A 22052-nucleotide genomic window follows, 5' to 3' on the forward strand; every position below is an offset into this window, starting at 1 on the left:
CGGGTCAGAGGCGGTAGAGGCGGATCTTGCTGTACAGCGCGGTGCGGGAGATCCCGAGCTCACGGGCGGCGGTGGACTTGTTCCCGTCGTGCTCGCGCAGCACGGCGGCGATGACCGAGGCCTCGGCGGTCTCCAGCGGCGTCAGTGCGCGACGTCCGCCGGCGTGCCGGACCCCGGGCCCCAGGTCGGCCGCGCCGACCGCCGGGCCGTCGGCGTCCCGGGCCGCGTCCCGCACGACGCGGGCGAGCTCGGCGAGGTTGCCGGGCCAGTGGTAGCGGCGCAGCGCGGCCAGCGCGTCCGCGGTGAACGTCAGCCCGTCGCCGTGCCGGCGCAGCTCGCCGCGGGCGAGGTCGGTGATCACGTCGGGGGTGCGGCGCAGGGGCGGCACCGGGAGGACGCTCGCGGCGAGACCGTCCAGCAGCAGGGCGGCGGCGGACGCGGGGGACTCGCCCTCGGCGACGGTGACCGTGAGCCCGACCCGGGGCCGGGTGCCGTCGTCGGCGAGGACCTCGCCGAGGACAGCGGTGACGGTGCGGACCGAAGCGGTGTCGAGCAGCTCCGCGTGGCGGACGACCACGGCACCCCGGGCCGCGCCGCGGCGCAGGCGCGCGATCCATCCGGCGGGGTCGAGCCGGTGGGTGGCGGCGTCGAGGACCTCCGCCCCGTCGCCCATCGCGGTGCGGAGCACGGTGGTCCTCCCGGTCCCCGCCTCCCCGAGGACCGCGACCGGACCGGTCCCGGCGAGGGCGGCGGCGCGGGCGGCGATCGCGGTCCGGTCCCCGCCCGCGGCGGCCGGGGGCCGGCGGGCGCGCCGGACCGCCGGGGTGACCCCGGCGGCGGCGGGCGGGTCGGCGGGGTCGTCGACGGTCAGCACCGCACCCGTCGGGGTGCCGCCGTCCCGGACGAGGCGCACCGTCGCGGTGAGGTCGGCCGGGAGCCCGAGGCTGATCCGGTCGCCGGTGCCGCGCAGGGCGCGGAGCTCATCCCAGAGGTCGAGCCGGTCCAGCCCGAGGTCGGCCGCCCGCTGGTCGGTGATGATCAGGTTGTCGCCGATCACGGCGATCGGTCCGGAACCGAGGCGCTGCTCCTGCAGGAACGCCGAGAGCAGGCGGCGCTCGCGGCCGGTGGCCATGTCGGACATGGCCACCCGGATCTCCTCGACGAGCTTGCGCACGACCACCGTGAGCAGGGAGTTCGTGTCGGCGGCCCGGCAGGTCACGTTGACCGCACCGGCGATGCGACGGGTGATGGGGTGCCGGACCGGCGCGGCGACGCAGGTGACGTCGTGGAAACGGTGCACGTAGTGCTCGGAACCGCGCACGACGGCCAGCGCGCCGGTCTCCAGTGCCGTACCCAGCCCGTTGGTGCCGACGTGCTCCTCGCCGAAGTTGAAGTGCTCGACGACCGACAGCTCGTCCAGGGTGTCGCGCAGCATCGGCTCGGACACCCAGCGCCAGATCACGCTGCCCGACGCGTCGGCCAGCGCCAGGCAGGAGCTGTCACCCACCAGCAGCTCGGCCATCCCGCTCATGATCGGGACGGCGACGCGGGCGAACTGGGTGTCGAGGTCGGTCTCGATGTAGGGGACGTCGACGTGCTCCGGGTCGACCCCGCTGAACCGTGACCGTCGCCAGGAGGTGAGCACCTCGTGGCGCAGGCCGCTCGGCTCCTCGCCCGACTGGAACCGCTCCCAGTCGTCACCCCTGGTCGTCATCGGCCCTCCTCCCGGACCCATCCTGCACGTCGGGGAGCCCGGGGTGGGACCGGCGGACCGGCCCCACCCCGACCGGCTCAGTTCCCGGACGCCTTCTCCTGCTCGTACTTCCTGGTCATGTGGTCGACGGCGTCGAGCTGAGTCTGCGCGTGCGCCTCGCGGGTGGCGCCGGCCCGGTCCTTCGCGTCGAGCGTGCTCTGCGCCTGCCCCTGGAAGTGCGGGAACACCTGCTGCGCGATCAGCTCGTAGGAGCGCCGGGTCGCCTCCGGGTTGGCCCACTCGTGGCCCAGCATCAGGAACGCCCCGAACCCGCCGGACTGGTCGACCAGCTTCTGCACCTGCGCCCGGGCGTCCTCGACCGTGCCGATCGCACCGATCCCGGCCTCGTTGATGAAGTCGATCATCCCCTTGACGTCGACGCTGTCCCCGACCGCCATCTGCGGGAACGCGGCGACCTTCTGGAAGTACTGGAACCAGTGCTCGATGCCGTACTCCACGTCCTTATAGGCCTGCTCGCGGGTCTCGGCGATGTGCATCAGCCCGCACAGCCGCCAGGCGGAACGGTCCGGGGCGGGCTGCCCGTGGTGGGCGGCCCGCTCCTCGACCACGTTCCAGTGGTGGGCCAGCGCGTCGAAGCCGTCCTGGGTGAGCGTCGCACCGATCGAGAGGAGCCCGACGCCGTGCTGCCCGGCCATCCGCGGCCCGGTCGGCGAGGCCACCGCGGCGACGACGACGTCGAAGCACGGGTCGGTGTAGGGACGCAGCTGCAGCTGCGCGTCGACCAGGTTGTGGGTCTTCGTCTGCCGGGTGACCGACTCACCGCGCAGCAGCCGCATGATGATGTCGAGGTTCTGCTCCAGCAGCTCGCGGGTGTCGGTCGGGGTCAGGCCGATCATCGCCGAGTCGGTCGGCAGCGATCCCGGGCCGCACCCGAGCATCGCCCGGCCGCGGGTCAGGTGGTCCAGCATCACCATGCGGTCGGCCACCCACAGCGGGTTATGGTAGGCGATCGAGGTGACGCCGGTGCCGAGCCGGATGCGACGGGTGCGCTCGGCCGCGGCCGCCATGAAGATCTCGGGCGAGGCGATGATCTCCGAACCGGCCGAGTGGTGCTCGCCGATCCAGGCCTCGTCGTAGCCGAGGGCGTCGAGGTGCTCGACGAGCTCGAGGTCGCGCTGCAGCGCCAGCGTCGGGTTCTGACCGGGCTTGTGGAAGGGCGCCAGGAAGGTGCCGAAACGCAGACGGCTCACGGGGACTCCAGTACGTGTCGATCAGCGGCCGCGTCCCGACCGCTCTGTCGGAGTCGTCAGCATGACCGCGGTCACGTCGTACGGACTGTGCGGAAAGTGGACACCCCCGCGTACGCCGCCATCGATTCGGACCTCGACCCGAATCAACGATTCCGTTGACAAAGCCGCCGAGGAGTGGCCACGCTCACATCCGAAGGTCCGGCCCGGCAGCAGCAGAGGAGCTGACATGTCACGGATGCGCTTCGGCATCTTCCTTCCCCCGCACCACGTGCCCGTCGGGCAGGACCCGACGTACTCGATGCAGCGCGACACCGAGCTGGTCCAGCGGCTCGACGCGATGGGGTTCGACGAGGCGTGGTTCGGGGAGCACCACTCGTGCGGCGTCGAGCTCATCAACGACCCGATCCTGTTCATCGCCCACTGCGCCCAGGTCACCAAGCACATCAGGCTCGGGACAGGGGTCGTCTCGCTGCCGTACCACAACCCCTTCCTGGTCGCGGACCGGATGGTGCAGCTGGACCACATGACCCGCGGCCGCGCGATGCTCGGCGTCGGGCCCGGCGCCCTGGCCACCGACGCCCTCATGCTCGGCATCGACCCCAAGGACACCCGCGCCGCCCTGGAGACCGACGTCGAGGTGCTGATGCACCTGCTCACCAGCGACGAGCCGATCTCCATCGAGACCGACCGGTACAAGCTGGTCGAGGCCCGCCTGCAGCTCGACTGCTACAGCGACCCGCACTTCGAGGTCGCCACCGCCGCGATCGTCTCCCCCTCGGGCCCGCGGCTCGTCGGCCGGCACGGCCTGGGGATGATCTCGATCGGCGCCACCATGAGCGAGGCCGGCTTCGACGCGCTCGCACTGCACTGGGACGTGGTGGAGGAGACGGCGCAGCAGCACGGGACCACACCCAGCCGCGACGGGTGGCGCCTGGTCGGCCCGATGCACATCGCCGACACCAGGGACCAGGCGATCAAGGACGTGGCGTACGGCATCGACGCGTGGTTCGACTACCTGCAGCACACGGCGTCGGCGCCGCAGCTGTCGGTGCAGGGGAGGTCGACGAAGGAGCGGATCGACTTCGTCATCGAGTCCGGCATGGGCGTGATCGGCACCGTCGACGACGCGATCGAGCAGATCGAGCGCCTCCAGGAGCAGTCGCGCGGCGGCTTCGGCGCCTACCTCATGTTCGCCCACAACTGGGCGCCCTGGGAGGAGACGCTGCACCACTACCACCTGTTCGCCAACCACGTCGCGCCGCGGTTCCGGGGCACGACCAAGCGGCTGCTCGCCAACGAGGCGTGGACCCGCAGCGTGCGCGACCCGCTGGCCGAGCGTCAGTGGGCCGCGATCAACGCCTTCACCGAGAAGCACGCGGCCGAGCGGGCGGCCCGCGGCGCCACCACGGGCGCGTGACCCCGGGTGGCGGCCCCGCGGGGCCGCCACCCGGACCGCACCGGGGCGCTCTGCACCCGACCTCGTCAACGCATTCGTTGATCCACCGGCGACACGAGAGGAACCACCGTGCCCGACACCGTGACCGTGGGGGCCGCCCGGCGGCAGGACGCCGGGCGGGCCGGCGCCACGACACCCGAGAGCCGCTGAGGAGGCGGGGATGGCTGCACCGAACTTCCGGCTCGACGGCGGCGTCGCGTTCGTGACCGGCGCCGCCGGCGGCATCGGCGCCGCGGTCGCGCTGGGACTGGCCGAGTCCGGGGCCGACGTCGCCTGCGCGGACGTCTCGGCCGACGCGTTGAGGTCCACCGTCGAGGCGGTCGAGGCGGTCGGCCGCCGGGCGATCAGCTGTCCGGCGGACGTGACCGACGCGTCGTCGCTGCGCGACGCCGTCGCCCGCACCGAGTCCGAGCTGGGCCCGCTGCGGCACGCGGTGAACTGCGCCGGCATCAACGACGGCGCCCCCGCGGAGGGCATGCCCGAGGAACAGTGGCGACGGCTCGTCGACATCAACCTGACGGGCGTGTTCCTCGCCTGCCAGGCCGAGGGCGCGGCCATGCTCGCCCACGGCGGAGGGACCATCGTCAACATCGGGTCCATCTCGGCGGCGATCGCCAACCGGGGCCTGACCCAGGCGCACTACAACTCGGCGAAGGCCGGCGTCGTGCACCTCACCACGTCACTGGCGCTGGAGTGGGCGCGGCGGGGTGTCCGGGTCAACACGGTGAGCCCGGGCTACACGGCGACCCCGATGGCGAAGTCACCTGCGGTGTGGGAGCACGTGAAGACCTACATCCCGGACATCCCGCTGAACCGGATGGCCGAGCCCGAGGAGATGGTCGGACCGACGGTGTTCCTCCTCAGCGAGGCGTCGTCGTACTGCACCGGGGTCAACCTCCTCGCCGACGGCGGCGCCGTCGCCTGGTGAGGTCGCTCCGCCCCCCCCGGGTGCGGCCGGTCGATGTCATCCCCGGGAGCTCGCGGACGCGCCGTCCGGATCCGGCAGCTCTGCCCAGAAGCGCGTCAGGGCCTCGGCGACCGGCGCCGGCGTCTCCTCCGGCCACCAGTGGCCCACGCCCTCCAGGTGCGCCATCGTCGCGCCCGACCGTCGCGCCGCCCACTCGTGCTGCACCAGCGTCCCGCTGGCCCTGTCGACGTCGTCCACGGCGATGAGAGCGAGCCCCGGACGCTGTGCGGCGTCCGGCAGAAGCCGTCCCGCCTCCGCCATCGCCGGCTGCCGTGCCGACCGCAACAGCGCGAGAACGGCACGACCCATCTCGGGATCCATGCCTGCGGCGACCCGCTCCGCCATGCGCCCGGTCATACCGAGGGCCGAGGTCACCGCGAGCCGCTGGTGCAGATCGCCTCCCCAGATCTCCTGCACCGAGGCCTCCCCGGGGCCCTCCTGCTGCCACACCTGTGCCCGCGGGTGCCAGAGGTAGTCGGGAGCGAACACGCCGAGGGCGTCGGAGGCCCAGCTGCGCAGCAGGTCCGGCCGGCTCATGGCCAACGCGGCGACGTGGATCCCGCCCCAGTCGTGACCGACCAGATCGACCGGCGCACGGAACAGCTCGAGCTGGGACGCCAGCCAGTCCCGATAGGACGTGGCCGAGCAGTCGAAGCCGCGGGGCGCGGGGACGCCGAACCCGGGCGGGGACAGGACGACCGCGTCGGCCCGGTCGAGCTCCGCGATGAGCGGTCCCCAGATGGCCGCCGACTCCGGGTTGCCGTGGACGAGGACGAGTGGGGTGCGGGACATGGAGCTACCTCTCAGATCGGTGGTGGTGGACAAGAGCTGGTCACGGCCGTTGCGGCACCGCGTCCCAGAAGGTGGTGAGCGTCCGGGCCCCGAGCCCCGGGTCCTGGTCCATCCACCAGTGCCCCAGTCCCGGTAGCACCGCGGTCCCGGCTCCCGCCCTTCTCGCGGAGCGGTGTCGCCGGGCCTCGGTGCCGCCCACGTGGTCGGCCGTGGCGATGATCGCCAGGCCGGGCCGTTCCGCCGCGCGGTGCAGGTCGGCGCCGAGCCGGGCCATCACCGGCTGGACGGCCGAGCGGTAGAGCGCGAGAACGGCTCGTCCCATCGCCTCGTCCTGTCCGGCCGCCACCCGCTCGGCCACCGCCGCGCTGATGCCGCGCCCGGTCAGCGACGCGACCCGCTCGGGGTGGGCCGCCCCGAACCTGCTCCGCACCGCGGTCTCCCCGCGGCCGGGCGTCTGCCACTCCTGGGCGAGGTCGTGCCAGACGTAGTCGGGGTCGAAGATCCCGACCGCGTCGCTGACCCAGCTGCGGAGCAGGTCCGGGCGGATCATGGCGACCCCGACCACGTGCCCACCGCCCCAGTCGTGCCCGACGAGGTCCACCGGCTCGGCGAACGCCTCGAGCTCGCCGACCAGCCAGTCCCGGTAGGCACCGACGGTCGCGTCGAATCCCGCCGGGATCGGCGCGCCGAACCCGGGCGGCGACAGACAGGTCACGTCGTCGCGGTCGAGCTCGCGCAGCAGGGGAGCCCAGATCTCGGCGGTCTCGGGGTTGCCGTGGACGAACACGGCCGGCATCCGGTCACGCTCCGATCGGAGTGCTCGACTGCAGGACCGACTCCACGAGCGCCCCGCTGCGGACGTGGGTGACCGCCCGGTCGTCGATCTCGATCATCGGTCCCTCCTCGTCCTGGGGTGGACCCACCGTAAGATACTTGTGAGTCGACACGCAAGTTAGGTCCCGCCTACTATCCGGGCATGCCAGAGGGAGAGCGGGTCGGCCGGCGCACCCAGGCGCAGCGGCGGGAGCAGACCGGCTCCGCGCTGCTCGCCGCGGCCGCGGATCTGGTCGTCGAGTCCGGGGTGCGCGCCGTGACCCTCGCCCGGGTCGGCGAGCGTGCCGGGTACAGCCGGGGCATCGTCACCCATCACTTCGGATCGAAACGGGCACTGCTCGACGCGTTGGCCCGCGCGACGCAGAGCGGGTTCGTTCCGGGGCTCGCCGGCACCGCCCCCGGACTGGAGCGACTGCTGACACTCGCACGCGGGTACGTCGGCGCCCTGGGCGATCTCGGCCCGATGAACCGCGCCTTCCTGCTGCTCTGGACCGAAGCACTCACGGACACGGAGCTCTCCGACGTCTTCCGGGAGCGCGACGACGCGTTCCGCGCCGATCTGCGCACCGACGTGGAGGCCGGGATCGCCGCGGGATCCGTCCGGCCGGACGCCGAGCCGCACGACGTGACCGTGGCGCTCCTCGGCCAGCTGCGGGGCATCGCCCTGCAGGTGCTGCTCGCCCCCGACGCCGTCGACACCGAGCGGCTCGCCCCGGTGGTGGCCGAGCAGTGGCGCCGGTCGCTGGCGACCGGACCCACGTGGTCCGGAGCAACCGGCCCTCCGTACGCGTCGACCGCGACCTGAGAAGACGATCGGGACTGCTGTCCGCAAGTGCGGAGAATAATCCTCATTCGATCCGCGCTAGCGAAGTTGCGCTTCGGGTGACACTCTCGAAACCGCCACCGGGCGGCACGCACACGACCCGCCGCCCGCCACGAGCGACGTCGACCAATGGAGGTCCGACACTCGATGAGCATCACCAGTGACACCCGGGCACCGCTCAAGGCGCTCGACAGGTTCTTCATCGGCGGCGAGTGGGTCACCCCGTCCTCGTCCAGCACGATCTCGGTGATCGAGCCCGCCACCGAACAGGTCTACTACCAGGTCCCGGAGGCCCAGAACGCCGACGTCGACCGGGCCGTCACCGCGGCCCGCGACGCGTTCGACAACGGCCCCTGGCCGGCGATGAGTCATGCGCAGCGCGCGGAGTTCCTGCGCGCCATCGGCGAGGCCGTGCGGGAGCGCACCGCCGACGTCGTCGAGGTCTGGCCGCGCGAGTCCGGCATCGTCCTGGGCGCGGCCCAGGCCATGATCGGCGGGGTCCCGGACGCGTACGCGTTCTACGCCGACCTGGCCGACACCTTCGCGTTCGAGGAGCCGGCGACGCCGACCGCGGGCGGCCGGTACGGGATGATCTCCCGTGAGCCGGTCGGGGTCGTCGGCGCGATCATCCCGTGGAACGCGCCCATGACACTGATCGCCTACAAGCTGGCACCGGCACTGCTCGCCGGCTGCACGGTGGTACTCAAGGCCTCGCCCGAGGCGCCGGGCGCGCCGTACATCATGGCCGAGATCGCGGAGAAGGTCGGCCTGCCCGCCGGCGCCCTCAACGTCCTCACCGCCGACCGCGAGGTCTCCGAGTCCCTGGTCCGCGACCCCCGGGTCGACAAGATCGCCTTCACCGGCTCCACCGCGGCGGGACGCCGGATCGCCTCGATCCTGGGCGAGCGCATCGGCCGCTACACCCTCGAGCTCGGCGGCAAGTCCGCCGCGGTCATCCTCGACGACATGGACCTCGCCGAGGCCGCGGCGAGCCTGTCCGGCGCCGAGTGCTTCCTGTCGGGCCAGGTCTGCTCGTCACTGACCCGCATCGTCGTACCGCGACGGCGGCACGACGAGATGGCCGACGCCCTGGCCGGGACGTTCTCCCAGGTCCGCGTCGGCGACCCGTTCGACGCGAACACCCAGATGGGCCCGCTGGCCATGGAGCGCCAGCGCGACCGGGTCGAGGGCTTCATCGCCCAGGGCAAGGCCGAGGGTGCGCGCCTGGTGACCGGCGGGGGCCGCCCGCAGGGCCTCGACCGGGGCTGGTTCATCGAGCCGACGGTGTTCGCCGGGGTCGACAACTCCTGGTCCATCGCCCAGGAGGAGATCTTCGGTCCGGTCCTGTCGGTGATCCCGGCCGAGGACGAGGAGGACGCGATCCGGATCGCCAACGACACGATCTACGGGCTGAACGCCGCGGTGTTCACCCACGACGCCGACCGCGCGCGGGGGGTGGCCGGCCGCCTGCGGGCGGGGACGGTCGGGCACAACAACTTCCGGACGGACTTCGGTATCGGCTTCGGCGGGTTCAAGCAGTCCGGGACGGGCCGGGAGGGCGGCGTCGACGGCCTGCTGCCGTACCTGGAGAACAAGACGATGATCTTCGAGGAGAAGCCGGGGAACTTCCCGGGCTGACCACTCGGTGCGGTGCGTCGTCGCCCCGACGGCGCACCGCACCGTGGTGTGCGCGCCGGTCAGCCGGGCTTGCGCACGAGGAACGCACTGCGGTCGGCGACGGTCGGGAGCACCCGGGCGTCGACGAACCCGGCGGCGGCGGTCATCTCCGAGAGTTCACCGACCGACCAGCACTTTCCCGGCGTCGAGTGCATCAGCAGGACGGAGTACTCGGCCACGGGGAGTGGTCCGGACTTGTCCGCGTCGATGTGGGTGTCGTGGTCGACCAGCCACCCACCTGGCGGCAGCGCCTCGAAGGACGCCGCAAGCAGCTGCGCGACGCGCTCCCGGTCCCAGTCGTGCAGCACCTGCGAGTAGAGGTGCAGGTCGTACCCCGCGGGAAGCGGATCGCTGAACATGTCGGCGCCGATCACTTCGATTCGCCCGGCCAGACCTCGGGCCTCCAGCAGCGAGCGGGCCGCCGCGTCCACGGGCGGGCGTTCGACGACGGCCGCTCGGGCCGTGGCTCGCTTCTCGATGAGCGCGGCGGCGTAGACACCGGAGCTGCCGCCGATGTCGAGCAGCCCGGTGCAGGGCAGATCGGCGAGAGTGTCGGCGAGCGCGGGGCCGAGGAACGCCCCCCGGGCGTCCATCGCGGCGGTGATGCGACCGGCGAAGTCCGGATCGACGAGACGGCCCGACCAGTCCCGTCGGTCTGCGGTGACGGCGCCGCCCGCTGTGCTGCTCGCCCAGGCGGCCGGCCGATCGGTCCGGAGCACCCGGACGAGCTCCTGGACTCCTGGTCGCTCGGCGAGAGACCGGTAGTAGGCACGGAGGTCGTACGGCGAGCCCGCAGTGAGGTGCGCTCGGGCGAGGTCGGTCACCCGGATGAGGTCACCGGAGGCGAGATCGCGGTCGACGAGTCCCCGTGCCGCGCAGAGCGTCAGGAGGACGTCGGCAGGTCGGGCGGCGAGCCCCAGTTCGCCGCACAGTTCGGATGCCGTCGTGGGCCCGATCCCTGCGAGCAGGCTGAACAGGTCGAGCTCCGCGACGGCCGCGACCAGGAGATCGGTCGCGCAGGCGGAGTCTCGGATCCGGTAGAGCGCCGTGGGGTCGGGAACGACGGGCACACCTTCCATGTCCTGACCGTAGGTTGCCCTCGGATGAGCCGCACCTGCGTTGCATCAGGATGGATGGGCATGCGTATGCGGGGATGATCAGGATGACCGACCCGGTCCGGAGTCCTGTCCGACGGTGGGCGTCTCGATGATGACGTCGGTCGACTTGACGACCGCGACGGCCAGCGAACCCGGTTCGAGGCGGAGCTCGCGGGCCGCCTCACTGCTCATCACCGACACGACCCGGTGGGGCCCGGCCTGGATCTCGACCTTCGCCATGACGAGATCACTGACGACCGACGTCACGAGCCCGACCATGTGGTTGCGCGCCGACGTGTCCCCCGGCCGCGGGTCGTCGGGGCCGAGGCCGGGGTTGTCGCGCAGGAACGTGGCGAGGTCTGCTCCGTCGACGATCATCCGGTTTCCGGAGTCGCGACCGGAGACGAAGGCACCTTTGGCGATCCATCGGCGGAAGACGTCGTCACCGACACCCACCATCCGCGCCGCCGTAGTGACTCGGTACTCCACCATGCTCGGCGATCCTAGGCCCGAGGTGTTCCCACGACCGAGCGGCTCAGATGTCGAGGAGCTGCTCGTAAAAACCCCCGAACCCTCGCCCGGGGTCGACGATGTGGATCTCCAGGATCCAGTGGCACGTCTTCCCCGACGGCGACACGCGTCGCAGCGGCGCGCGGTTTCCGGCGGTGATGTAGCTGCCGCGCTCCTCCCCGTCGATCCGTTCGTGCGGGAACTCGCCCACGAGGTGTCCGGCGTGCGTCTCCGGGTGCTCCCACCCCGCTTCGGCGATCAGCCCCAGGACGTGGTGATACAGCTCCTCGCCGGTGATGTCCGGCCGTTCGTGGAAGTGCCGTCGTCCTGCATCCCACAGCCGTGGCAGGTCCGCGGCGAGCCGATGCCGGGCCGGGTCGTCGCCGAGGACGTAGGTGCGGCCGAAGTCCGCCTCCCACTCGTCGAAGATCGGGCCGAAGTCCAGGAAGACGATGTCGTCGGTGGCGAGCGTGAGGTCGGGCGGGGTCTCCCGGTACGGATGCACCGTGTTCGGCCCGGCCCGGACGATCCGCTTGTGCCAGAAGCGCCGGATGCCGAACAGCTCCGATGCGAGCTCCCGGACCTGGCCGGACAGCGCGTGCTCGGTCACCCCGGGCACGATCAGACCGCGGTCGACCACCTCGTCGAACAGAGTTGACGCCTTCGCCTCGGCGTCGCGCAGGGCCGCCACCCGAGCGTGCTCCTCCGTAGCCATCGCCGACTCCCCCTCCGCGCCCAGCCCTCGCGTCCGCGCAACGGTCCGCCTTCTCCGCGTGTGCGGCTCGTTCCTGACGATAACAACGCCTCAGCGGAGATAGGCCCGGCCCGGGGCCGCGGGTGACTCGACGCCGAACCACCGTCCGGGGAGCCGGACGTCTACCCAGGTCGGCACCGTCGACCGGTCTGCCGAGGGTGCGTCGGCCCGGGCTCCGTCGAGCTCGGCGGCGACGGGACGCGGGCGCCGTCGGCCCCAGTGACCCGCTGGCCCACCGACCGGGCGAGGTCGTACAGGTCCCGGCTCGACCGTGTCCGAGCTGGTCCGGGAGGAGTTCGGCGACGGGATCGTCTCGGCCATCGGCTTCGAGCTCGCCATGGCACGGGTCGCCGATCCGGAGGGCGACCGCCTCGTGATCACCCTGAACGGGAAGGTCCTCCCCTACCGCGTCCGGTGAGACGCGGCGTCCCGACCTCGTGACAGGCACACCACCCCCTGATTAGTCTCACTGTGACTAGTCAGGGGGGTGTGATGTCGGAGGCTGCATTCGACAGCGGTGTTCGTAGCTCCCGCCCGCTCGGGCGGCTCGCCGACGGGACGGTGTTCCATGTCCCGATCGGCGTCATGCAGATCGACGTCGAGCACGCCCGGTGCCACCTCTGTGGCGACTGGTTCCGCTCGGTGGGCGCCCACCTGCGGGCACACGGCTGGGACCGGGCCGGCTACCGCGAGGCCTTCGGGCTGGAACGGAGCCAGCCGCTCGAGGGCCGGGCCACCCGGGAGCGGCGGGCCCGCGCCATGGAACGGCGGCGCCGGGACGATCCCGCGGTGCGGGCCGGGTGCGAGGTCGGACGACAGTGGGCCGCGACCGGCCGACTGTCCCGGCTGGCGGCATCGGCGGCGCGCGGACGCCGCCAGCCCGAGCAGCGCCGCCGCAAGACCCTGCTGACCCTGGCCGCGATCCCGCCCCGGGTACGCCACGAGGCCGCCGGCCGGGCGTCGGTGGCCCGCCTGCGTGCGGTGGCACAGCGTGCGGCCGACGACGCCGGGTTCGCCGACGTCGGGAGCCTCGTGCGGAGCCGTCTGACCGACGGCGGAAGCCTGGCCGGGCTGAGCCGGGCCGCCGGACTGCACAAGGACTGGTTCAGCCGGCACCTGCGGACCGTGGACCCGGACACCGCGCGCGAGGTGGCGGAGATGGTCTCCGGGCCGCGCCCGCCGCGGCACGACGCGGAGCTGTCCCGCCGGATCCGCGGATTCGACGACGTCGGGGCCTTCCTCCGCCGGCGCCATCTCGTCGAGCACCGCTCGGTGCGGGCGATCGCCGAGGAGGTCGGCATGAGCCGGTACGCCGTCACGGCCGCGATGGAACGGCACGGCGTCACCCTCACCCCGCACGTGACGGTGCGGACGGCGGCCCGGGACCACGCCGGCCGGGTGGCCGACACGCACGGGTTCGCGGATCTCGACGCCTACCTCCGCGACCGCCGGGAGGCGGGCTGGAGCTGGCGGCGGATCGCGGACGAGTGCGGCCGGCCACCGACCTGGCTCCGCCGGCACGCGGGCCCCACCGTCCGATGAACCCGTCCGACCCGATCGAGGACTCCTGATGGACAGCGCCGACTCCGCTCTCCGGTGCAGCAACGACGGGTGCAACCGGTCGTGGACGCCTGCCCCCGGGGAGCACCTGCCCCTGACCCCGGTCGACGAGCGACTGGCCTCGGGCGCGCGACGGTGGCATCCCTGCCCGGACTGCCTGCGCGACGACGGCCCGGCCGCCGGCCTGTCCCACCGGGTGCGGGAACGGACGGCCCGCGAGCTGGCCGCGATCACCGAGGACTGATCGCCGCGTTTGCGAGCAGCCCCGTCCCCGGAACACAGCCCGCGTACTCGAACCACTGTTCATGGGGCGCCGCGACGGCGACCTCGTGGTAGAGCCGCAGGGCACTACGACCGCCCTGCGCCCGGACCGCGCGTCCGAACGCGCCGAAGATCGCCAGGTGGGTGCGGTGCGACGCCGACCATCGCTCCAGGTCGGCCATGGTGCGCCACCAGCCCAGCCCGTAGGTGCGCTCGACGGGGTCACCGTCGTCGTCGACGACGGTGAGGAAGCGGTTGCTCAGGCATCCCGCGGCCGGCCCGCCGGGTCCCGCGAGATGGTCCATGCCCTCGTGCAGGCGCGGCGCGATCGCGTCGAGGTAGGTCCTGCGTTCGTCGTCGCCGGTGTCGGACCAGTCCTGGCCGGACCGGATCAGGCACACGCTCCCCCGTCCCCGCACCCGGACGCGGTCGTCCACGACGGTCGCCCAGGGGGTGAACGGGTCGCCCAGGGCCTCCGTCGCCGATGCCGGCATCCGGTCACGCATGCTGCCCCAGTAGCCGTGCTCGACGACCGCGTCCGAGAACCGCTCCGCGACGACGGCCACTCCCTCGGGCCGGCTGCGCGCTCCCGCGATCGTCTCCAGCCGACGGACCGACGGCCGGACCGCCTCGATCCATCGACCACCATCGGCCGGGGACAGCCACGCCTCCCGGTGGGCGTCGAACCACCGCTCGAAGGCGAGCGGGTCGGTCCAGTACGCGGCGACGACGGTCTCCGCGGGGCGGTCGTCCCTCCCGGCGGAGACCGCACGGTCGTGATGGCGGGGCCCGTCCGCACCCCGCAGGGCGGAACCGAGGTCATCGGTGCGCCCCGCACCCTGCGCTCCGAGGAACGCGATCACCACCTGCCGGACGTCGGGCTCGGCCCACGCCGAGAACGACGGGTAGGGCGGGTGGTGGCCGTCCGGGGACGCCGCCTCCAGGACGCGGGCCTCCCGCAGGTGCGGCGGGATCGCGGAGTCCAGGGGCATGGACCAACCTCCGTGCGTCGGCGTCACGTCCATCGTCGCCGAGAAACCGCATCCGCGGACTGTGCAGACGATCGGTTCCGCACATCCGGGTCTCGATCTAGTCTGCTCCCATGCCCACGACGCGTGCTCTGCTGCTCGCCCTCCTCACGACGGCGGCGCTGGTCAGCGGCTGCGGGTCCCCCGCCCCCGCCGCGCCGGCCCCGGCCCCGGCGGCGACGACCACCGCCACGGCACCGACGCCGGGCGAGGTGGCCGTGTCCGGGGACGTCCGCGCGCCGCGGACCTGGAGCCGCGCCGACCTCGCGGCCCTGCCCCAGACGACGGTGACCGTCCGCTACGGCAGCGGCAAGGGCCCGCAGGAGCACACCCTGAGCGGGGTGCCGCTCGTCCGGCTGCTCCCGCCGGAGGCACTCGCCACCACCGACGCGAAGAACGACCTGCTGTCCTTCGGGGTCCTCGCGGTCGGCGCCGACGGGTACCGCGCCCTCGTCTCCTACGGCGAGGCCTCCCCCGACTTCGGCAACCGTGGCCTGCTCGTGGCTCTGACCGAGGACGGGAAGCCGCTGGACCGGCCCCGGGTCGCCGTGCCGGGTGACGTGAAGGGCGGCCGCTACGTGAGCGACCTGGTCGAGCTGCGGGTCGCACGGATCGGCAGCTGAGCCGGCGTACGGCCGCCGCCCCGGACCGGTAGGGCGACGGCCGTCGGTCTCACGGCGCCAGGTAGATGGACTTCAGCGCCTGGTAGGCGACCAGCCCCTCGGGTCCGAGCTCGCGACCCAGCCCGGACTGCTTGACACCACCGAACGGTGCGGCCGGGTCGGGCAGGTAGGCGTTGATGCCGATCGTCCCGGTCTGCACCCTGGCCGCGACCGCCTCGCCCCGCTCGGGATCCGAGGTCCACACGCTGCCACCGAGACCGAAGTCGGACTCGTTGGCGATCCGGACGGCGTCGTCGACATCGGCGTAGGAGATCACCGAGAGGACCGGCCCGAAGATCTCCTCCTGGGCGATCGTGTGCCGGTTGTCGACGTCGGCGAACACGGTCGGCTCGACGAACCAGCCGCGGTCGAGCCCTGCCGGGCGTCCACCGCCAGTGGTGATCCGGGCACCCTCGCCGGCCCCCTTGGCGATGTAGCCCTCGATCCGGTCCCGCTGCCGCGACGACGCGACCGGGCCGATCTGGGTCCGCTCGTCGAGGGCGTCGCCGACCTGGAGACTGCGGGCGAACCCGGTCAGCGTGTCGACGACCTCGGCGTAGCGCGACGAGGGCGCCAGGATGCGTGTGCCCAGGTAGCAGGTCTGGCCGTTGTTGAGCAGGGTCGCGCCGAACAGGCTCTCGAGGTTCGAGGCGAGGTCGGCGTCGTCGAGGACGATCGCCGCCGACTTGCCACCCAGTTCGAGGGTGACCGGACGCAGCAGCCGTGCGCAGGTCTCGGCGACGGTCCGGCCCGCCGCCGTCGACCCGGTGAAGGCGACCTTGTCGACCTGCGGGTGCTCGATCAGGTACTGGCCGGTGTCCCGACCGCCCTGGACGATGTTCACCACGCCCGCCGGGAGGCCCGCGGCGGCCGCCGCCTCGGCGAACAGCTGCGCGTCGAGGACGGTCTCCGGGCTGGGCTTGAGCACGATCGTGCAGCCCATCGCGAGCGCCGGCCCGAGCTTGAACGCGGCGAGGGTCTGCGGGTAGTTCCACGGCACGATCCCGGCGACCACGCCGATCGGCTTGCGGGTCACCCGGATCCGCCCGCCCATCAGCCCGTCGCGGACCTCGTCGAGCTCGGTGCTGCGGATCAGGCCGGCGTAGTAGCGCAACAGCACCTGGGGGAAGACGCCCTCCAGCTGGGCGGCGATCGAGATCGGCATGCCGTTCTGCGACGCCACCCGACGGGCCATCTCGGGCGCGCGGGCGTCGAGCTCGTCGGCGAGCCGCTCCATCACCGCGGCCCGGTCCGCGGGCGCCCACATCGCCCAGCCCGACGGGTCGTCGAACGCGGCACGAGCGGCCGCGACAGCGGCGTCGACGTCCCGCTCGACGGCCTCGGGAGCCCGGCCGATGACCTCCTCCGTACTGGCGGAGACGACCTCGATGGTGCGCGACGACGACGGGGAGACCCACTCCCCGCCGATGTACAGGGACTCGTACACGGTGCTCACTGCGACTCCTTCGTCGGACTGCGATGCACGACAGCACACTTCCGCTGCTTCGGTTATCAGTCGACCATAGTTCAGCAGATGCGGTGATCGCGTCCACACGTGTCGCCTCAGCGCCCTCCGCGACCGGCCTCCCCCGACCGGACGGGCTCGAGCTCCTCCGCCCGGTAGCGCGCCGGTGAGCAGCCGAACCGCGCCCGGAACGCACGGCCGAACCACGCCGGGCTCGGGTACCCCCATCGAGCGCCCACCTCGGCCACCGTCAGGTGCGCGGACCTGGCGTCGCCCAGCTCGGCCCGGCACCGTCGTAGCCGTTGCTCCCGGATGACGGCGGCGACGGAGGTGCCGGTCTCGGCGAAGAGCCGGTGCAGGTGCCCCACCGAGATCCCGCACCGCGCCGCGACGAGGGCGGGCCCGAGATCGGCCTCGGGGAGCAGCCCCTCGATGACCTCGCGGGCCCGTTCGACGTGGACCGACCCGGACGCCTGCCCGTCGGACTGACTGCCGGCGAGGATGGCGAACAGGTTCGCCATGGTGCGCTGCACGCCGTCGAGGGCCGGACCGGACAGCTCCGCGGCGGCGACACGGTGCAGCGAGTCGAGAAGCGTGGCGACGACCGCCCCCATGCCGTCCCTGCCGTCGAACCGCACGGCCCGCATCCGGGCCACCTGCGCCCGACGCACACCCGCCATGCCGATCGGCTGCGTGCAGATGGTGTAGTCGAACGGGTCGACGGCGGTCAGCGTGAACGGGCTCCCGCCGTCCAGGACGACGACGTCTCCGGCGCCCAGCACGACCTCGCGACCACCCTGCACCGCCACCGAGCGGCCCTGCCGGATCAGCGCGGCATGCAGCCCGGCCTCGGCCGAGGGGTCGATGTGACGCTGCGCCCTGACGAACCGGTGGGGTCCGGCGGCGAGGCGGGACACGCGACCGGCGCCGAGCCGCGTCCCGGAGATCCTGCCGGAGACCGTCCGGCCCGCCCGGGGAAGCACGTCCAGGGTCCCGAGCTGGGCGTGCACCGAGGACGACCAGCGCGCGAGCCTCTCCCCCTCGGGCACCGTCGCGGTGTCGAACTCGAGCACGGTCATCCGCGATCTCCGCCGCGACGTCGGGCGGGCGCCCCCTCCGTGGGAGTCGCACGAACTTGACCGTGCCGACACAGTGCACGCGGCGAGCCGACGGCCGCCCGATGACCCGCACACCAGACTGATGTCGCTGTTGCTCCTGATAGAGACGATATCGGCCGCATCTGCGGAACGATACAGGCAGCCACCGACGACTACGTCAATACGTCACTACTCATTGACTGATGCAGGCAGCCGCTCCTACCTTCCCGCCACCGCCCATCAGGGCGCGGAACCAGAGCACCAGCCGGGAGCACGCCATGGAATCAGCCATCGACACCCACCTGCAGTGCCCGCGGACACTGTCCCGCCGCGTCGCGGACGACTACCGGCCGCCGTTCCCGATGTTCGTCGCCCGTGCCGGCAACGACCTCACGCAGGTGGTGATGGGCTACTTCGGCGTCCAGTACCGCGGCGAGGACCACCGCGCGGAGGCGCTGCGCACGTTGCGGGAGATCGTCGGCCAGTTCGCGCTCCCGGACGGCCCCGGCGAGTACGACACCACCGAGCACACCGACGCACAGGACCACGTCAACCTGATCGCCGTCGGCTACTGGCGGGATCCGGCGACCTACGAGCGCTGGCTGTCCGGCCCCGACGTCGCCGGCTGGTGGAACTCCGACGAGCGCCTCGCGGCCGACGTCGGGGTCTTCCGCGAGATCCTCTCGCCGCGTGCCGACCAGTTCGAGACGCTCTACGCCTTCACCGAGGACTTCCCCGGCGTCGGAGCGATCATGGACGGCGTCAGCGGCGAGATCGAGGAACACGGCTACTGGGGCTCGATGCGCGACCGCATCCCGCTCTCGCAGACCGAATGGCTCGGCGCCGACGGGGAGCTGACGGCCTCCGAGGACCCGTCGCGCCGAGGCCGGGTCCTCGTACGACCCCACGGCAACATCGCGCTGATCCGCTCGGGCCAGGACTGGGCCGAGGCCGGCGAGCGGGAGCGGACCCTCTACTCCGAGGAGATCGAACCGGTCCTCCGCCAGGGGATGGACTTCCTGCGCGACAACGGAAAGGACATCGGCTGCTACAGCAACCGGTACGTCCGCTACATCGACCTCGACGGCAACCCCGTCGACAAGTCCTACAACATCGGCCACTGGCGCTCGCTCGACCTGCTGGAGCGCTGGGCCGAGTCCCACCCCACGCACCTGCGGATCTTCGTGACCTTCTTCCGGGTCGTCGAGCGGCTCGAGAAGCTCCGGCTCTACCACGAGGTCTCGGTCTTCGACGCCGGCGACCAATACTACGAGTACGTCAACTGCCACCCGGCGACGGGGCTGCTGCGCGACGCGGTGGTGCCGGCCCGGGCCTGACCTCATCGGACGCCGGGTGCGCCGCAGGAGCGCACCCGGCGGAGAGGACCGGGGGCGAGGACGAGTCGCTCCCGAGCGGAGCTGCCTGACTGCCGGACCGAGCAGGCAGGACCCACTCACCGCGGTCGATCGTGCAGCAGACCTCGAACGTGCACTTCAGGCGATGGAGCGGGCGACGGGAATCGAATCACGAAGCCAGAGCTCGGAAGGCCCGACCCTGACATCTCACACAGCCCCCTGCGCTGCGACGACGGTGGAGCTCGCAGCGCAGGGGCCGCAGGAACGACCGTGCTTGCGGTTCGCGCCACAAACGGATGCACGTCGAGCAGGAGGATCCTCGATCATCAGCCCTGATGATCGACGTTAACGACCGTGCGGTCTCGATCGTCTTCACGGGTGCCACCGACACAGTGGCGCGACCTACGGGGAGAGACCGTGAAGAAGATCAGCCGCCGCACCGCCGTCCTCGTGGGCATCCCCCTCGGCCTCCTGCTCGCCGGCGGTATCGCCTTCGCCATCGTCGTCCTCACCACCACCATCGGAGGCACGACCGGCTTCATCGACTCCACCGCCTCAGCCAAGGTCGCCGGCGCATCAGGCACCAAGTCATCGGCCGACTGCTCGAACGTCACCGTGGACAGCACCACCGCGGTGACGGTCAACCCGCTTGTCTCACGCACGCTCGTCGAGGGCAAGACGCCCGAGGTGATTCCCGGATCCTGCTCCGTGTCCATTCGCATCGAGAACACCGGCCAGGTGCCGCTGATGACGTCCTCGTTCACCCCCGAGCGCGTACCGAACGGTTGGACCATCAGTCAGTCGAACACGCCGTACGCCCAGATCAACCCGGGACAGAGCGGCACGGTCGTGCTCTCGGTCTCCGCCAATGCGCAGGCCACCGCCGGCACCATCTCCGGACGCATCACCTCGTCGTCCTGAGCGGCGATGTTCACGCGAGATAGCGGCAGACCCCACACGAATCAGCGGCCGTCCCGTCTCGGAGTCCGGCTCGACCGACCGGCTCGTCTCGCGACCTCCGGTTGCTTGACGATCCGGCCTCGCCAACCTGGTTTTTGATGGGGACGATCGACGAGAACGCCGTCCAGTTCCAGGAGCGCACATGGGCAGACCCGACCAGCCACCACCTCGACGCCCGGAGGAGAACCGATCGGTCGGTCTGCTCGGCGCCCGGCGGGCGTTGCGCGAAGCCGAAGTCGAGAACGCCGAGCTCCACCTCCGAGTCGGTGAGCTGGAGTCCCTCCTGCACGCCAACGGTCAACGCGCGCGCCAGGAGATCGGGGCGCTCCGCCAGGAGGTGGGAGAGCTTCGCCGGCAGAACGTGGGACTGCGCAACCGTGACGCGGTCGCCTTCGAGCAGGAAGCGGAGCAGGCCGGTGCACAGCTGGCGCAGGTCCGCGCCACGCTGGCAGCCGCTACGGACTCCGTGCGGACCGAGCATCTGCGGGCACGGGAGATCGCGGAGCAGAGCCGGGCCGTTCTCTCCGAAGCGGTGATCGTGTCCGACCGAATCCTGACGACGGCCCGGGCGAAGGCCGTCGATCGGGAACGAGCGGTCGACGCCGAGCTCGCAGAGCGCCGGGCACGCATCGCCGAGTTGGACCGGCAGATCGTCGTCACCGAGGACCTGGCCATGCTGCAGGAGGCCGGAATCTACGAGTTCCGGCATCGCCTCGCGGACGCCGTCGCCTACAAGTCCCGCCTGGAGGATCTGAAGGACCGGTACAAATCCCTGCAACGCAACGACGAGGCAGTACTGGCTGCTTCCGGTTGGACCGTGAACGGGTCGGCAACCGAAGGCAAGCGGATGCTGCGCGACTACACCAAGCTGATGCTGCGTGCCTACAACGCCGAGGCCGACAACTGCATCCGCACGATGCGACCCCATCGCCTCGCCGCCTCGATCGACCGGCTCACGAAGGCCCGCGACACCATCGCCAAACTCGGGCGGACGATGCAGATCCGGGTCAGCGAGTCCTACCACCGGGCACGGGTCGAGGAACTCGAACTCACCGCTGACTACCTCACCCACCAGGAGCAGGAGAAGGAACGCGTCCGCGCCGAACGTGAACGCCAGCGCGACGAGGACGCGGCCCGAAAGGAGTTCGAGCGAGAGAAGGCTCGGCTCCTCAAGGAGCAGAACCACTGGAGGCTCGTGCAGGAGAGGTGGCGTGCGCAGGGGGACGACGCAAAGGTGGCCGAGGCCGATACGAAACTCGACCAACTCCATTCCGCCATCGAGGGCGTCGAGTCGCGCGAGGCGAACATCCGCACCGGTCACGTCTACGTGATCTCGAACGTCGGAGCGTTCGGCGAGCACATGGTCAAGATCGGTATGACCCGCCGACTCGATCCCCACGACCGCGTCCGGGAGCTGGGCGACGCATCGGTTCCGTTCAAGTTCGACATCCACGCCCTGGTGTTCAGCTCCGACGCCGTCGGCCTGGAGAACCGCCTTCATCGCGAACTCGCCGACCGCCGCGTCAACCGGGTCAACCTGCGGCGGGAGTTCTTCCACGCCACACCGGCGGAAGTCCTCGAGGTACTACGCCGTACCGATCAGGGCGACAACGTCCTGCACTTCACCGAACTCGCCGAAGCTGAGGAATGGCGCGCGAGCCGCACGATCGCCGCCGACGGCGCCGCCGTCCCGGCCTGATCCGCCCCGGAGAACACGATGTCCCCCACCGCCTGGCGGCCGCCGCCGAACTGGCCCACACCTCCCGAGGGCTGGACACCTCCACCGGGCT

The 22052-nt window shown here is 71.9% G+C and carries 21 protein-coding genes; 11 read left to right on the forward strand and 10 right to left on the reverse strand.

Annotated features, from left to right (window positions below; genetic code table 11):
- Positions 1-4: 4 nt before the first annotated feature.
- Positions 5-1714 carry a sigma-54-dependent Fis family transcriptional regulator gene (locus DMP17_RS39310; protein ID WP_337832179.1) on the reverse strand — a complete coding sequence of 570 codons (1710 nt, stop codon included), beginning with the start codon at positions 1712-1714 and terminating at the stop codon, positions 5-7.
- A 77-nt stretch (positions 1715-1791) separates the two neighbouring features.
- Positions 1792-2964, reverse strand: coding sequence for an LLM class flavin-dependent oxidoreductase (locus tag DMP17_RS39315; protein ID WP_226350341.1), 1173 nt, complete (start codon positions 2962-2964; stop codon positions 1792-1794).
- 226 nt (positions 2965-3190) lie between these two features.
- Here DMP17_RS39315 and DMP17_RS39320 point away from each other — a divergent pair, with 226 nt between their 5' ends.
- Both DMP17_RS39320 and DMP17_RS39325 read left to right on the forward strand, forming a co-directional pair.
- Entirely contained in the window at positions 3191-4381 is a 1191-nt protein-coding gene (locus DMP17_RS39320; RefSeq protein ID WP_337832180.1) for an LLM class flavin-dependent oxidoreductase, read from the forward strand.
- A 199-nt stretch (positions 4382-4580) separates the two neighbouring features.
- A complete protein-coding gene (locus DMP17_RS39325; protein ID WP_226350339.1) occupies positions 4581-5348 on the forward strand; it encodes an SDR family oxidoreductase in 768 nt (255 codons plus the stop codon).
- 36 nt (positions 5349-5384) lie between these two features.
- Here DMP17_RS39325 and DMP17_RS39330 read toward each other — a convergent pair whose 3' ends face one another.
- Both DMP17_RS39330 and DMP17_RS39335 read right to left on the reverse strand, forming a co-directional pair.
- Positions 5385-6179 carry an alpha/beta fold hydrolase gene (locus tag DMP17_RS39330; protein WP_337832181.1) on the reverse strand — a complete coding sequence of 265 codons (795 nt, stop codon included), beginning with the start codon at positions 6177-6179 and terminating at the stop codon, positions 5385-5387.
- Between the two features lie 40 nt (positions 6180-6219).
- Complete coding sequence (locus DMP17_RS39335; RefSeq protein ID WP_337832182.1) at positions 6220-6975, reverse strand: alpha/beta fold hydrolase; 756 nt, start codon at positions 6973-6975, stop codon at positions 6220-6222.
- 180 nt (positions 6976-7155) lie between these two features.
- Between DMP17_RS39335 and DMP17_RS39340 the strand changes: the two genes are divergently transcribed.
- Positions 7156-7818, forward strand: a complete 663-nt coding sequence (locus DMP17_RS39340) for a TetR/AcrR family transcriptional regulator (protein ID WP_337832183.1) — start codon at positions 7156-7158, stop codon at positions 7816-7818.
- A gap of 165 nt (positions 7819-7983) precedes the next feature.
- A complete protein-coding gene (locus tag DMP17_RS39345; RefSeq protein WP_337832184.1) occupies positions 7984-9474 on the forward strand; it encodes an aldehyde dehydrogenase in 1491 nt (496 codons plus the stop codon).
- Positions 9475-9533: 59 nt separating this feature from the next.
- Here the strand turns inward: DMP17_RS39345 and DMP17_RS39350 are convergent, their stop codons facing one another.
- The 3 genes from DMP17_RS39350 to DMP17_RS39360 all read right to left on the reverse strand — a co-directional run bounded on the left by DMP17_RS39350 (position 9534) and on the right by DMP17_RS39360 (position 11835).
- Entirely contained in the window at positions 9534-10592 is a 1059-nt protein-coding gene (locus DMP17_RS39350) for a methyltransferase (RefSeq protein WP_337832185.1), read from the reverse strand.
- Positions 10593-10670: 78 nt separating this feature from the next.
- Positions 10671-11102: a TOBE domain-containing protein gene (locus tag DMP17_RS39355; RefSeq protein WP_337832186.1), complete on the reverse strand. Its 432-nt coding sequence runs from the start codon at positions 11100-11102 to the stop codon at positions 10671-10673.
- Between the two features lie 43 nt (positions 11103-11145).
- Positions 11146-11835 carry a M24 family metallopeptidase gene (locus DMP17_RS39360; protein WP_226350332.1) on the reverse strand — a complete coding sequence of 230 codons (690 nt, stop codon included), beginning with the start codon at positions 11833-11835 and terminating at the stop codon, positions 11146-11148.
- Between the two features lie 310 nt (positions 11836-12145).
- Between DMP17_RS39360 and DMP17_RS39365 the strand changes: the two genes are divergently transcribed.
- The 3 genes from DMP17_RS39365 (at position 12146) to DMP17_RS39375 (ending at position 13678) form a co-directional block, all read left to right on the forward strand.
- Positions 12146-12292, forward strand: coding sequence for a cyanase (locus DMP17_RS39365; protein WP_226350331.1), 147 nt, complete (start codon positions 12146-12148; stop codon positions 12290-12292).
- A gap of 74 nt (positions 12293-12366) precedes the next feature.
- Positions 12367-13416, forward strand: coding sequence for a MucR family transcriptional regulator (locus DMP17_RS39370; protein WP_337832187.1), 1050 nt, complete (start codon positions 12367-12369; stop codon positions 13414-13416).
- 28 nt (positions 13417-13444) lie between these two features.
- Entirely contained in the window at positions 13445-13678 is a 234-nt protein-coding gene (locus DMP17_RS39375; RefSeq protein WP_226350330.1) for a hypothetical protein, read from the forward strand.
- On the opposite strand, the gene DMP17_RS39380 is transcribed toward DMP17_RS39375, so the two are convergent.
- Positions 13665-14687: a phenylacetaldoxime dehydratase family protein gene (locus tag DMP17_RS39380; protein WP_226350329.1), complete on the reverse strand. Its 1023-nt coding sequence runs from the start codon at positions 14685-14687 to the stop codon at positions 13665-13667. The two genes, DMP17_RS39375 and DMP17_RS39380, sit on opposite strands and share 14 nt — an antisense overlap.
- 110 nt (positions 14688-14797) lie before the next feature.
- Here DMP17_RS39380 and DMP17_RS39385 point away from each other — a divergent pair, with 110 nt between their 5' ends.
- Positions 14798-15346, forward strand: coding sequence for a hypothetical protein (locus DMP17_RS39385; protein ID WP_337832188.1), 549 nt, complete (start codon positions 14798-14800; stop codon positions 15344-15346).
- Positions 15347-15395: 49 nt separating this feature from the next.
- Here the strand turns inward: DMP17_RS39385 and DMP17_RS39390 are convergent, their stop codons facing one another.
- Both DMP17_RS39390 and DMP17_RS39395 read right to left on the reverse strand, forming a co-directional pair.
- Positions 15396-16841: an aldehyde dehydrogenase gene (locus DMP17_RS39390; protein ID WP_337832189.1), complete on the reverse strand. Its 1446-nt coding sequence runs from the start codon at positions 16839-16841 to the stop codon at positions 15396-15398.
- A gap of 107 nt (positions 16842-16948) precedes the next feature.
- Positions 16949-17929: a helix-turn-helix domain-containing protein gene (locus DMP17_RS39395; protein ID WP_337832190.1), complete on the reverse strand. Its 981-nt coding sequence runs from the start codon at positions 17927-17929 to the stop codon at positions 16949-16951.
- A 296-nt stretch (positions 17930-18225) separates the two neighbouring features.
- Between DMP17_RS39395 and oxdA the strand changes: the two genes are divergently transcribed.
- The 3 genes from oxdA to DMP17_RS39410 all read left to right on the forward strand — a co-directional run bounded on the left by oxdA (position 18226) and on the right by DMP17_RS39410 (position 21961).
- Positions 18226-19284: an aliphatic aldoxime dehydratase gene (gene oxdA / locus DMP17_RS39400; protein WP_337832191.1), complete on the forward strand. Its 1059-nt coding sequence runs from the start codon at positions 18226-18228 to the stop codon at positions 19282-19284.
- 435 nt (positions 19285-19719) lie between these two features.
- Positions 19720-20223, forward strand: coding sequence for a hypothetical protein (locus DMP17_RS39405; protein ID WP_337832192.1), 504 nt, complete (start codon positions 19720-19722; stop codon positions 20221-20223).
- A gap of 181 nt (positions 20224-20404) precedes the next feature.
- Positions 20405-21961: a DUF4041 domain-containing protein gene (locus tag DMP17_RS39410; protein ID WP_337832193.1), complete on the forward strand. Its 1557-nt coding sequence runs from the start codon at positions 20405-20407 to the stop codon at positions 21959-21961.
- Positions 21962-22052 lie beyond the last annotated feature (91 nt).

This window comes from Pseudonocardia sp. TMWB2A (assembly GCF_017312135.1).